Below are 12,214 nucleotides of genomic sequence, written 5' to 3' on the forward strand. Positions count from 1 at the left end.
TCAGGAAGGGAAAGGCGGGGCGTCGGCCGATTGACCGCGCCCCGCACTGACTCAAGGAATGACCGGCGGCGTATACGCCAATGTCGTTCCCAGCACCCACAGCAAGAACAGCACCAGCGGCGTGTGCACCAGCAATTGCACGAACGAGAAGCCGATCAGGTCGCGCGCCTTCAGGCCAAGCACGCCCAGCAGCGGCAACATGTAGAACGGGTTGATCAGGTTCGGCAGGGCTTCGGCGGCGTTGTAGATCTGTACTGCCCAGCCGAGGTGGTATTGCAGATCGTTGGCGACTTGCATCACGTACGGCGCTTCGATGATCCACTTGCCGCCGCCGGACGGGATGAAGAAGCCGAGAATCGCCGAGTACACGCCCATCAGCAACGCGTAGGTGTCGTGGGAGGCGATGCTGACGAAGAAGGTCGAGATGTGATGCGCCAGGGTCTGTGCGTCGGCACCTTTGACCGTGGTCAGCAGCGCGGCGATCGAGCCGTACAGCGGGAACTGGATCAGCACGCCAGTGGTGGTCGGCACCGCCCGGGCCACCGCATCGAGGAAGCTGCGTGGCCGCCAGTGCAGCAGGGCGCCGAGCATGATGAACAGGAAGTTATAGGTGTTGAGTCCGGAAATAGCGGTGATCGCCGGTTTGCTCGAGAACTCGTGGAACAGCCAGCCGGCGGCCAGCAGCACCAGCAAGATGATCAGCAGCGGACTGTGCTCCAGCCATTCGCCGGGCCGGGTGCGCGGTTGCAGCGGTGGCAGGTTGAACGCCGGGTCGATGCCACAATCCTTGGCATCGCGCGCAGAGTTCGGGCCGGGTGCGGTGGCGTAGGCGACGATGATCGAAATCACGATCAGCGCCAGCAGCATGGCGCCGGACTGCCAGAGGAAGATGGTTTGGGTGAACGGAATCACCCCGGTGATCGACAGGATCGCCGGCGGCAGGCTGGCCGGGTTGGCCTGCAACTGCGCCGCCGATGAGGACAGGCCCAGCGCCCAGACCGCGCCGAGGCCCAGATACGCCGCCGCACCGGCCGCGCGGTAATCCATTTTCAGATCGGTGCGGCGGGCGAGGGCGCGCACCAGCAAACCGCCGAACACCAGCGACAGGCCCCAGTTCAACAGCGAGGCGACCATCGAGATCAGCGCGACCCAGGCCACGGCAGAGCGGCCGTTTTTCGGGATGCGCGCCAGTTTGTCGATCAGCTTGACCGCCGGCGGCGAACTGGCGACGACGTAGCCGCCAATCACCACGAAGGCCATTTGCATGGTGAACGGGATCAGGCTCCAGAACCCGTCGCCAAAGGCCATCGCGGCATCGGTGGGTTTGGCGCCCATGGCCAAAGTGGCCAGCGCGACAATGATCACCGCCAGTGCGGCGAACACCCAGGAGTCGGGGAACCAGCGTTCGGCAAAGCTTGAACAGCGCAAGGCAAAGCGCGCGGAGCGGCTATCTTCGATATCAACGGCCACAGGGAGTACCTCGGATTTTTATGGTTATTTTCAGGTCTGCAGCACGCTGAGTGCTTTGGGTGGGAGCGGGCTTGCTCGCGAATGCGGTGTGTCAGTCGACGCTGATTTGGCTGACACACCGCATTCGCGAGCAAGCCCGCTCCCACAGGTTTTCACTGGACTGTGGCTGCAGACAAGCCTCAACAGTAAATCAACCGCCGCCATTTTGTGAGCAGGTTTTGCCCATCCGGGACTATGGTCTAACGGGTTGTCCCCAGGCGGATTTGCGTAGACCATGGGCGCCTTGGTTTTTTGCCTGCCAGAGTTCTTTGCCATGACTGCCCAATCCACAGCGCGACCGGCGCCGTTCAGCCGTTCCGACTACAAGACCCTCGGCCTTGCGGCCCTCGGCGGGGCGCTGGAGATCTACGATTTCATCATTTTCGTGTTCTTCGCCCTGACCCTCAGCCAATTGTTCTTCCCGCCGGAAATGCCCGAGTGGCTGCGTCTGCTGCAAAGCTTCGGGATCTTCGTCACCGGTTATCTGGCGCGGCCGCTGGGCGGGATCCTGATGGCGCATTTCGCCGACAAACTCGGGCGCAAGAAAGTCTTCAGCCTGAGCATCCTGATGATGGCGCTGCCGTGCCTGCTGATCGGGATCATGCCGACGTATGCCCAGATCGGTTATTTCGCACCGCTGCTGTTGCTGGCGCTACGCATTCTCCAAGGCGCGGCGGTCGGCGGGGAAGTGCCGAGCGCCTGGGTGTTCGTCGCCGAACATGCGCCAACCGGCCATCGCGGTTACGCGCTGGGCTTTTTGCAGGCCGGGCTGACCTTCGGCTACTTGATTGGCGCGTTGACCGCGACCTTCCTTGCACAGGCGTTCACCCCGGCAGAAATCCTCGATTACGCCTGGCGTTATCCGTTCCTGCTCGGTGGGGTGTTCGGCGTGATCGGCGTCTACCTGCGGCGCTGGTTGAGCGAAACCCCGGTGTTCATGGCCATGGAAGCCCAGCGCGAGGCGCGGGTCGAACTGCCGCTGCGCACCGTGCTGCGCGAGCATCGGCTGGCGATGTTGCCGGCCATGTTGCTGACTTGCGTACTGACTTCGGCGGTGGTGGTGTTCGTGGTGATCACCCCGACCATGATGCAGAAAACCTTCGGCATGACCGCCAGCCACACTTTTGCCCTCAGTGCGTTGGGCATCGTCTTCCTCAATATTGGCTGCGTGATTGCCGGGTTGCTGGTCGATCGCCTCGGCGCCTGGCGCACGGTCATGCTCTATAGCCTGCTGCTGCCCTTGGGCATCGGCGTGCTTTACAGCTGCTTGATCACGGGGGGCGACTGGGTGGGGCTGGCGTACGCCATCGCCGGTCTGGGTTGCGGTGTGGTCGGCGCGGTGCCGTCGGTGATGGTCGGGCTGTTCCCAGCGCGTATCCGGGTATCCGGCATTTCCTTCACCTACAACATTGCCTACGCCGCGTGGGCGAGTATCACACCGCTGTTGCTGATCGGTCTGATGCCTTGGAGCCCATGGATCTGCGTGATGTTCTGTGCGGTGATGGGTGCGGTCGGCATCGGCAGCGCGGCGTACTTCGGCTCGCGCATGAGTGGTGTCGGGCGCCAATCCGTGGCGCCCTGTTCCTGACCGCTGTCAGGTCAACCAGTGCCACCACAGCAACGTCCCGACCAGTCCCACCACCGAAACAATGGTTTGCAGGATCGACCAGACCCAGATCGTCTGTTTGAGCTGCAAGCCAAAGTACTCGCGAACCATCCAGAAACCGGCATCGTTCACATGGCAGAAGAACACTGAGCCGGCACCAATCGCCAGCGCCACCAACGAACTTTGCGTCGCGGCGAGCCCTGCCATCATCGGCGCCAGAATCCCCGCTGTCGTGGTGGTGGCGACCGTCGCCGATCCGGTGGCTTGACGCAACGCCACGGCAATCAGCCAGGCCAGCAGCAGATACGGCATATGCGCACCTTCGGCGACTTTGCTGATGGTCTGGCTGACGCCGGCATCCAGCAAGGTCTGCTTCAGGCCGCCACCGGCACCGATGGTCAGCAACAGCACGGCAATCGGCGCCAGGCTTCTGCGCAGGGTGCCGCCCACTTGATCGCGCGGCATGCCGTTGGCCCAGCCGAGGCAGATCACCGCTGCCATCACCGCAATGCCCAGCGCCACCAAAGGCTCGCCGAGGAACTTCAGGGTCAGGGCGACGCTGCTTTCCGGGCTCATCGCGACTTTCGCCAGGGTGCTGCCAAGCATTAGCAGCACCGGCAACAGAATGATCAGCAGCGACATGCCGAAACTCGGCTGGCGCGGCGCTTTCGGTGGGGCGCTGAACAGGGCGCCGAGCTCTGCCGGTTCATCGACGTGCATGCGTTTCGACAGCCAGTTGCCGTACAGCGGCCCCGCCAGAATCACCGCCGGAATCGCGATGCTGAAGCCCAGCAACATGGTCAGCCCGAGGTCGGCATGCAACGCGCTGACCGCGATCAGCGGCCCGGGGTGCGGCGGCATCAGGGCGTGCAGGGTGGTCATCCCGGCCAGTGCCGGAATCGCGATTTTCAACAGTGGCTGACCCGAACGACGGGCCATGACAAAGATGATCGGTACCATCATCACCAGGCCCACTTCGAAGAACAGCGGCAGGCCGATCACCATCGCCACCAGCGCCATGACCCACGGCAGGGACTTGCCTTTACCCAGGCCGAGCAAGGTTGAAGCGATGCGGTCGGCCGCGCCGGACTCGGCCATCAGTGCGCCGAGCATCGAGCCCAGGGCAATGATGATCCCCGCTTCTCCGAGGATCGCCCCGGCGCCTTTGCTGAACGCCTTGGCCACGTCTTCCGGCGGCAAGCCGGCGCCGACACCGGCAATAAAGGTGCCGATCAGGATCGAGAGAAAGGGCGGAAGTTTGGTGGCGCTGATCAACACGATAATTGTGGCAATCGCCAACAGGCAGCAGAGAATCAGACGGGTATCGTGAACCATCCAGGCAGCGGTCGATAAATCCAAAACGGGACTCCTTATCGGGCAGTTACCTGCAACATGTTGTTGCAATTTGCCCTGAGAATACCTGAAGTGGCCGGTCCAGAGCGGTGGCTTTTGTAACGGCTCAGTGAGGGCGATGAATAGGAGCAAAAGCCCGACGGGATTATTTTTGACTGACCGGTCTCAATCGCTCTTCAGAAAACTTTTCCAAGGCCGATGGTTAGGCTGCATCCCGCTTTCTACCCTGCCTATCGGTACTTTCCCATGTTCAACAAACGCCTCAAGCAAGAGCTGGCCACTCTTCGTGAAGAACTCTCCAGCCTGCTGCAGGTGAAGGAAAGCCTGGAAAGCGAGATGCTGGTGCTGACCCTGGAGGCCGATGGGCGGATCCAGTCGGTCAACCAGAACTTCCTGACCGAGATGCTCTACAAGAGCCAGGACCTGGTGGGGCGCGCCATTGAAGACATCGTTCCGGCGCATGTGAAGTCCGACGAATTCCATCATCGCTTCAAGGCCGCACTGACGCGGGGCGAGCATTTCGCCGGGGCCGTGCGTCTGTTGCGTGGTAATGGTGAAGAGGCGTGGCTGCGCTCCATCGTGCAACCGGTGCGTTCCTCGGACGGGCGGATCAAGCATTTCTCGATCTTTTCCAGTGACCTGACCCGCACCATTGAAGCTTCGCGCGAGCACGAAAACCTGATCGGTGCGCTGGTGCGTTCGACGGCGGTGATCGAGTTCGACCTCAATGGCAACGTGTTGAATGCCAACGAGCGCTTTCTGCATGGCATGGGTTACAGCCTGGCGCAGATCAAAGGCAAACATCACCGGATGTTCTGCACACCCGAGGAGTACAACAGCGCCGAGTACCAGAATTTCTGGCGTCGCCTGAACAACGGTGAGTTTGTCGCCGAGCGCTTCAAGCGGGTCGACAGCCATGGTCGTACGGTGTGGCTGGAGGCGTCCTACAACCCGGTGGTCGATGCCAACAATAAACTGTACAAAGTGGTGAAATTCGCCACGGTGATCACCGATCAGGTCAACCGCGAACAAGCGGTTGCCGACGCGGCGAGCATTGCCTACAGCACTTCGCAGCAAACCGACAACACCGCGCAACGTGGCACCACGGTGGTCACCGAGGCGGTGAATGTGATGCGCGATCTGTCGCGCCACATGCAGGCGGCCGGTGAGGGCATCGAGGCGCTGAACGAGCAGTCGCAGGTAATCGGCACCATCGTCAAAACCATCAGCGGCATTGCCGAGCAAACCAACCTGCTGGCGCTCAACGCCGCCATTGAGGCGGCTCGCGCTGGTGAACAGGGGCGAGGTTTTGCGGTGGTGGCCGACGAAGTGCGGCAACTGGCCTCGCGCACCAGTCAGGCGACCGAAGAGATCGTCACCGTGGTGCGGCAGAACCAGGAGATGGCGCGCAATGCTGTGGCGCTGATGACCGATGGCAAGCTTCAGGCCGAACAGGGCCTGGCACTGGCGGCGGAAGCGGGCACGGTGATTGTCGAGATTCAGGACGGCGCGCAGAAAGTGGTGGATGCGGTCGGCCAGTTTGCCAATCAACTGTCTAACTAACCTCCATTGATCCCATGTGGGAGCGAGCTTGCTCGCGAATGCGGTGTGTCATTCAACATTGATGTAACTGACCTATCGCCTTCGCGAGCAAGCTCGCTCCCACAGGTTTTTCATCCGCCTTCTTTCTGTGGTCTGGCGCTACAATCTGTTCCTTTTCCCCGGAGCAGATCCCCATGAGTGCTTCCCACCGCCGCCCGGTGCCCTTGAACAAAGCCTATCGTCTGCTCAATCACGGGCCGACCGTGCTGGTCAGCGCTGCCCATGACGGCCAGCGCAACATCATGGCCGCCGCTTGGGCGATGCCGCTGGATTTCGAACCGCCGAAAGTCGCCGTCGTCCTCGACAAGTCCACCTGGACGCGCCAGTTGCTCGAAGCGTCCGGCACGTTTGTGCTCAACGTGCCGTGCGTCAATCAGGCAGACATCGTGCAAACCGTCGGCAATACCTCGGGGCTGGAGATCCAGCAGAATCAGGGGCAGGACAAGTTTCAGGCTTACGGCCTGCAAACCTTCGCCGGTGAAACCGTCGAGGTGCCTCTGCTTGAAGGCTGCGTGGCCTGGCTCGAATGCCGCTTGCTGCCCGAACCGCGCAACCACGAGCAGTACGACCTGTTCCTCGCCGAAGTCATCGCCGCCCAGGCCGATGAGCGGGTGTTCAGCGACGGCCGCTGGCATTTCGACGGGCATGATGGCTTGCGCACGCTGCACCACGTGGCCGGCGGGCATTTCCTGACGATTGGCGATGCGGTGGACGGTAAAACCCTGGCGCTGTGACCTGCATCTGATGGAAAACGCGCGCCGGATGTAGCAAGGTGTGGGGCATTGTCGAACCAATCAGGCGCTCGCCCCATGGACCTTTCGCTTTATCTCGCCCCGTTGCTGTCGCTGGCGTTGTTGTGGACGGTCGCGGTGGTCACCCCCGGCCCGAACTTCTTCAACATCGCCCAACTGGCGGTCAGCCGTTCCCGACGCCATGGCGTGGTCGCGGCGCTGGGCGTCGCCACCGGCACCGTGTTGTGGGGCCTGGCCGGCGGTTTGGGGATTCAGACCTTGTTCAGCGCGGCGCCAACCCTGTACCTGAGCTTCAAGATCGCCGGTGGCTGCTACCTGATCTACCTCGGCCTCAAGCAGTTCAAACGCAAAGCGCCGATTGCCGCCGGTACGCTGGATGAGTCGCAACAGACCCTGCTGGGTGCCTACGGGCGGGGCTTTCTGGGCAACATGACCAACCCCAAGTCGGCACTGTTCGTCGCCACCATCTTCGCCACCGCAATGCCGGCCCACGTCCCGCCGCTACTGCTGACACTGGCCGTGCTGACCATGGCCACGCTGTCGTTCAGTTGGTATTGCAGCGTCGCGCTGTTCTTCGCCAGCCGCCGGATCGCGAGTGTTTACGAGCGTTCACGGCAATGGCTGGATCGCTTGGCCGGTGGTTGTTATCTGCTGTTTGGGACGCATCTGGTGGCTAATCGCTGAGCCGTAGTTCTTGGATGGGACAACTGTTTGGCCTCGTAAGCTTCGATAAGGCTGATCATGCTGTCAAAGTGATCACCTTCAGGAGTGCCCGGCACTGGCTCGTTGTCGAAAAGTGCAGACACGTCTTTGAGCGCCGCACGATAGTCTTCTTCGTTATGAATTGGGGCGTGCGCTCATGGATTACTTCACTTCAAAGGGGGGGGCTGCCTCTAGGGCAATAAGGCACGCCAGGTCTATTCTGGACAACGCCAGGAATTAAGAATCCGATGCCTGCCCGGCATCGGATTTTTTATGCATTGCGATAACTACGCGACCGGCTGAACGTTATCCAGCGCCTGATTCACCGCCAGCTCACTGAGCATGACGATTTGCGCAATACCCAGCGCGGTCTTGCGGTGCGAGGTGTCCAGTACGGCGGCGAAGTTGTTTAGCATCTCGGTGACCGAGCCTAGTGTTTCACTGGCATTGGCCAATAGGGATTCGGTGTCATACACCGGGTTGGCAAGGTACATCGGTTCGTAACTGCGCGTGGACGCCATGATGTGGGCGGCCGGTTTGAGGTAATGATCAAGAGCGCGGTCGGCAGCTTCGTGGAGCTTTTTGCTGTCGATGGAGGCGTAAGGAGAGGTTGGGTCGATATCTGTTTCGGGGGGATTGGGTGTTGGCTTTTTCATGGTGTTCTCCGATCAGGATTGGAGCTGACCCATTCGGTTTCCGAACGAAAGGGTGGCAGCTGTACGCAGGTTGGAAACCCGGGGAACGGAGAACCCGGTTGACCCGAAGGTCTCCCGCGCACAGCCGCCATAACGGAGTGCACACATTGAAGTGCGCAAGGATACGTTATGAAAGGAGCTTGTGCGCTCGGTTCTACTCGGGGTTTCCAATCCCGGCCGCTGAATTGGCAGCGACGTTCACAGGCTAGAGAGCTGACGTCCGACGGACAACCTGAAAACCTTGTGGGACGGTTCTGCGTTTGCTTGGCCGCTATTAAACATCCCGATTTGAAATACGCAGTGTGTTGCGTAAAAGGCCTGCCTTGCGGCAGGCCTTTTCTTCAACCCTTGTCGCCTCAATCCCCCAACGCTTCCCCTTCACGCCGCGGATCCGCGCCACCCTCCAAAGACGCTTTACCCTGCGCATCCTTGACCCTAACGATCGCCTGGGTGCCGCTGGTCATGTCGATTTCATTCACAACATGTCCTTTGTCCTTCAACGCCTGAATCAACGCCGGGCTGAACTGGCCTTGTTCCAGTTCGGTCGGGCCGTTGCGGCTGCCGAAGTTGGGCAGGCTGATGGCGCTTTGCGGGTCGAGGTTCCAGTCGAGCAGGCCGACGGTGGTCTTGGCCACGTATTCGATGATCTGCGAACCGCCCGGCGAGCCGACGCTGGCGAGGAATTCGCCGCTGTTGCGGTCGAAGATCAGCGTCGGCGCCATCGAGGAGCGAGGGCGTTTGCCGGGTTCGACGCGGTTGGCGACTTTCTGCCCGTGCTCTTCGGGGATGAACGAGAAGTCGGTCATCTGGTTGTTCAGCAAAAAGCCCTGCACCATCAGGTGCGAGCCGAACGCCGCTTCGATGGTGGTGGTCATCGACACCGCACCGCCCAAGTCATCCACGGCGACGACTTGCGAGGTGGAAATGCGCAGCGGCGAGCGATCCGGCGCGTAGGCCACTTGCACGCCCGGCGGGGTGCCCGGTTGGGCGCTGCCCATGCTGCGTTCGCCGATCAGGCTGGCGCGGCTGGCCAGATAACCCGGGTCGACCAGACCTTTGACCGGCACCGGAACGAAATCGGTGTCGGCGACGTATTGCGCACGGTCGGCGTAGGCCAGGCGTTCGGCTTCGGCGATCAGGTGCACCGCTTGGGGATCGGGTTCGATACCGGCCGGTTTGTTGGTTTTCACGGGTTTGAGCGGCGTCAGTGACAGGCGCGGGTCGCGGCTTTCCAGCGCCTGCAAGGTGCCGAGAATCTGCGCCACGGCGATCCCGCCCGATGACGGCGGCGGCATGCCGCAGACCTGCCAGCGCTTGTAGTCGGTGCACAGCGGTGCGCGTTCCTTGGCCTGATAGCGCTGAAGATCATTCAGCGACAGGCTGCCGGGATTGGCGTGGCCCTGCACCTTGGCGACGATCTCCTCGGCAATCGGGCCTTTGTACAGCGCGTCCGGGCCTTCGTTGGCGATGCGCTTGAGCACGGCGGCCAATGCCGGATTCTGCAGACGGGTGCCGATGGCTTTGACGCTGCCGTCGCGGTTGAGGAAGTAGGCGGCCATGTCCGGTGATTTACGGATCACCGGGTCGGATTCCAGCAGCGAATGCAGGCGCGGCGAAATCGCGAAACCCTGCTCGGCGAGTTTGATCGCCGGCTCGAACAGCGTGGCCCATGGCAGGCGACCGTGTTGCTTGTGTGCCATTTCCAGCGCACGCAGCACGCCCGGAGTACCCACCGACCGACCGCCGATCTGCGCCTGCGGGAATGGCATCGGTTTGCCGTCGGCCTGCAGGAACAGCTTCTCGGTGGCACCCGCCGGGGCGGTTTCGCGTCCGTCGTAGGTGCGCACCTGTTTGCCGTCCCACAACACGATCATCGCACCGCCACCGATCCCGGAGGATTGCGGTTCTACCAGAGTCAGCACCGCTTGCATGGCAATCGCCGCGTCGATGGCCGAACCACCCTTGCGCAGCATCTCGCGACCGGCCTCGGCGGCCAGCGGATTGGCGGCAGCGGCCATGTGTTGACTGGCGTGGCGAGTCTGCAGGTCGGTGCGGTAACCGGAAGCGGCTTCCGGCGCCAGCGGCAAGGTCGAGGAGGGCGGGGCGTTGCACGCGGTGAGGGTCAGGGCGCTGATGATCAGCGTCAGGGCAGGCAGGCGAAAGCGGCTCAGGGGCAGGGCTGGAAACACGTGGGGCTCTCCGTCCGTGGGATGAAAGGTCTGACGGACTTTATCGACCGGTCGGTCGCGACGCAAACCGGTGGGCATTTTTGTCTTTCTTTTCGGGGCGGATGTTCGCTAGGGTCAACCTCAATAGAACGACCGCAAATATCCCCCTGTAGGAGTGAGCCTGCTCGCGATAGCGTCATCACATTCAACATCAATGTTGACTGAGCCACCGCTATCGCGAGCAGGCTCACTCCTACACAGGTCAAGCCATAAAAATCACAAGAGGCCGATATGCACAGCGAGTTTCCAACCCAGTCCAGTTACCGTGATCAACGCGAACAGTTTTTGACCGCCGCCCAAGCTGCCGGAGCCACGCTCACCTCCTACGCCCATTCGCGTTGCGGACCGTTTGGCGAACCGCTGAGCACCGATGTCGCGGTGCTCGGAGACCCGCAAGCCAAACGCCGGCTGGTCGCACTCAGCGGCACCCATGGGGTCGAGGGCTATTACGGTTCGGAATGTCAGATCGACTGGCTGCAGGCTTTCGTTCCCGGCTCGCTGCCCAAGGATGTCGCAGTGGTGATGATCCACCTGATCAACCCATGGGGCACCGCGTGGCTGCGCCGGGTCAACGAAGACAACATCGACCTCAACCGCAATCACCTGGATTTCGTCGCCCCGTTGCCGGACAACCGCGCCTACGCCACGCTGCACGAGATTTACGCCTGCACCGATTTGCACGGCCCCGAGCGTCAGCGCGCCGACGCTTTGCTCGACGCACAGATTGCCGAACACGGCTGGCCGGCGGTGATGTCGATTGTCGAGGGCGGTCAGCACAGCCATCCCGATGGACTGTTCTATGGCGGCCGCGCGCCGAGCTGGTCGAATCGCACGCTGCACCAGATCATCGACGCGCATCTGGCGGATGCGGAAACCGTGATGTGTTTCGACCTGCACACCGGCGCCGGCGAGTACGGGCATCCGATGTTGCTGACCATCACCGAAGCGCCTTACCCGGCACTGACCCAGGCGCAAACGATCTACGGCCCGTGGCTGTACACCTTGCACACCGGCGCCGAAACGTTGAGCGAAACCGGTGTCGCAGCGACGGCTACCGGCTACACCTCACAGGCATTGCTCGATGCGTTGCCGGGCGTGCAGCTGATGCCGTTCGTGATCGAGTGCGGAACGTATCCGGGGCCGCAGGTGCATCGTTACTTGCGTGATGACCATTGGCTGCATCTGCATGGCGATCCGCTGGATGCGACGGGGCGGGCGATCAAGTTGAAACTGCTGGAGCAGTTCTATCCGGCTGATCCGGACTGGCGGGCGATGGTGGGGCTGCGGACTCGGCAGATCTGGGCGAGGGGGGTGATGGCCTTGTCGGCAGAGCAGCCTGAATAGGTCAGGTTTGGCATTGTGGTGAGGGGATTTATCCCCGATGGACTGCGCAGCAGTCCCATGCGTTTTTACTGGGGAAGAAGGGCGCTGCGCACCCTATCGGGGATAAATCCCCTCGCCACGGGTTTGGTGTTGTCTCGAGGGATAAAAAGCGCTTATTGCTTGAAGCCGGGTAGTCCATTAGCAGCACGCCATGCTGCAACTGTACGAGCTATGCCAGCGGACGACGTGTCAGCTCCGGGTTCTGGATAGTAAATAAGGTCCATCCCGCTTGGATGGCCAACAATCGAGTTGAAGTGCCGCACTAAAACGTCTGCACGCTCATCAGTGGGCGCCTTATCTTCTTTTCTAATCTCGTCCACAAACTCAACGAAGTCTTGTTCGGTGTAGTCCGAAAAGCTGCGTTTGATGAATGGATCACTCATG

General features: G+C 61.6%; 9 protein-coding genes and 3 pseudogenes. 6 read left to right on the top strand and 6 right to left on the bottom strand.

Going from position 1 to position 12,214, the window contains the following annotated elements:
• Positions 1-51 precede the first annotated feature (51 nt).
• The gene (locus tag JFU48_RS12060; protein WP_003228189.1) at positions 52-1,470 is read right to left on the bottom strand and encodes a short-chain fatty acid transporter; all 1,419 of its coding nucleotides are present in this window, start codon (positions 1,468-1,470) and stop codon (positions 52-54) included.
• A 313-nt stretch (positions 1,471-1,783) separates the two neighbouring features.
• On the opposite strand from JFU48_RS12060, the gene JFU48_RS12065 reads away from it, so the two are divergent.
• On the top strand, positions 1,784-3,097 hold the full coding sequence (locus JFU48_RS12065; protein WP_064590092.1) for an MFS transporter: 1,314 nt from the start codon (positions 1,784-1,786) through the stop codon (positions 3,095-3,097).
• A gap of 6 nt (positions 3,098-3,103) precedes the next feature.
• Here the strand turns inward: JFU48_RS12065 and JFU48_RS12070 are convergent, their stop codons facing one another.
• Entirely contained in the window at positions 3,104-4,474 is a 1,371-nt protein-coding gene (locus JFU48_RS12070; RefSeq protein WP_201136581.1) for a GntT/GntP/DsdX family permease, read from the bottom strand.
• A 330-nt stretch (positions 4,475-4,804) separates the two neighbouring features.
• Between JFU48_RS12070 and JFU48_RS30530 the strand changes: the two are divergent.
• The 4 genes and pseudogenes from JFU48_RS30530 to JFU48_RS12085 form a co-directional block, all read left to right on the top strand.
• Positions 4,805-5,491 (top strand): annotated as a pseudogene (locus JFU48_RS30530) (PAS domain-containing protein); the annotation flags it as partial.
• A 102-nt stretch (positions 5,492-5,593) separates the two neighbouring features.
• A pseudogene (locus tag JFU48_RS30535) lies at positions 5,594-6,031 on the top strand (methyl-accepting chemotaxis protein); the annotation flags it as partial.
• A 173-nt stretch (positions 6,032-6,204) separates the two neighbouring features.
• Positions 6,205-6,804, top strand: a complete 600-nt coding sequence (locus JFU48_RS12080) for a flavin reductase family protein (RefSeq protein ID WP_201136583.1) — start codon at positions 6,205-6,207, stop codon at positions 6,802-6,804.
• A gap of 75 nt (positions 6,805-6,879) precedes the next feature.
• Complete coding sequence (locus tag JFU48_RS12085) at positions 6,880-7,506, top strand: LysE family translocator (RefSeq protein WP_201136585.1); 627 nt, start codon at positions 6,880-6,882, stop codon at positions 7,504-7,506.
• A 23-nt stretch (positions 7,507-7,529) separates the two neighbouring features.
• Here the strand turns inward: JFU48_RS12085 and JFU48_RS29940 are convergent.
• The 3 genes and pseudogenes from JFU48_RS29940 to ggt form a co-directional block, all read right to left on the bottom strand.
• A pseudogene (locus tag JFU48_RS29940) lies at positions 7,530-7,667 on the bottom strand (transcriptional regulator); the annotation flags it as partial.
• A 144-nt stretch (positions 7,668-7,811) separates the two neighbouring features.
• Positions 7,812-8,180 (bottom strand): DUF6124 family protein, encoded by a 369-nt coding sequence (locus JFU48_RS12090; protein ID WP_201136587.1) that lies wholly within the window; start codon positions 8,178-8,180, stop codon positions 7,812-7,814.
• Between the two features lie 395 nt (positions 8,181-8,575).
• A complete protein-coding gene (gene ggt / locus JFU48_RS12095; RefSeq protein ID WP_201137076.1) occupies positions 8,576-10,408 on the bottom strand; it encodes a gamma-glutamyltransferase in 1,833 nt (610 codons plus the stop codon).
• A 270-nt stretch (positions 10,409-10,678) separates the two neighbouring features.
• Between ggt and JFU48_RS12100 the strand changes: the two genes are divergently transcribed.
• The gene (locus JFU48_RS12100) at positions 10,679-11,791 is read left to right on the top strand and encodes a DUF2817 domain-containing protein (protein ID WP_201136589.1); all 1,113 of its coding nucleotides are present in this window, start codon (positions 10,679-10,681) and stop codon (positions 11,789-11,791) included.
• A 152-nt stretch (positions 11,792-11,943) separates the two neighbouring features.
• Here JFU48_RS12100 and JFU48_RS12105 read toward each other — a convergent pair whose 3' ends face one another.
• The gene (locus JFU48_RS12105; protein ID WP_201136591.1) at positions 11,944-12,213 is read right to left on the bottom strand and encodes a bacteriocin immunity protein; all 270 of its coding nucleotides are present in this window, start codon (positions 12,211-12,213) and stop codon (positions 11,944-11,946) included.
• Between the last annotated feature and the right edge of the window lies 1 nt (position 12,214).

The organism is Pseudomonas sp. TH49, assembly GCF_016650625.1.
GTDB lineage: Bacteria > Pseudomonadota > Gammaproteobacteria > Pseudomonadales > Pseudomonadaceae > Aquipseudomonas > Aquipseudomonas fluorescens_H.

What these genes read in the sequence shown, in the direction of transcription:
- JFU48_RS12085 (WP_201136585.1), top strand. Translation starts at nt 6,880, where the DNA reads ATGGACCTTTCGCTTTATCTCGCCCCGTTGCTGTCGCTGGCGTTGTTG.
- JFU48_RS12080 (WP_201136583.1), top strand. Translation starts at nt 6,205, where the DNA reads ATGAGTGCTTCCCACCGCCGCCCGGTGCCCTTGAACAAAGCCTATCGT.
- JFU48_RS12090 (WP_201136587.1), bottom strand. Translation starts at nt 8,180, where the DNA reads ATGAAAAAGCCAACACCCAATCCCCCCGAAACAGATATCGACCCAACC.
- JFU48_RS12065 (WP_064590092.1), top strand. Translation starts at nt 1,784, where the DNA reads ATGACTGCCCAATCCACAGCGCGACCGGCGCCGTTCAGCCGTTCCGAC.
- JFU48_RS12105 (WP_201136591.1), bottom strand. Translation starts at nt 12,213, where the DNA reads ATGAGTGATCCATTCATCAAACGCAGCTTTTCGGACTACACCGAACAA.
- JFU48_RS12100 (WP_201136589.1), top strand. Translation starts at nt 10,679, where the DNA reads ATGCACAGCGAGTTTCCAACCCAGTCCAGTTACCGTGATCAACGCGAA.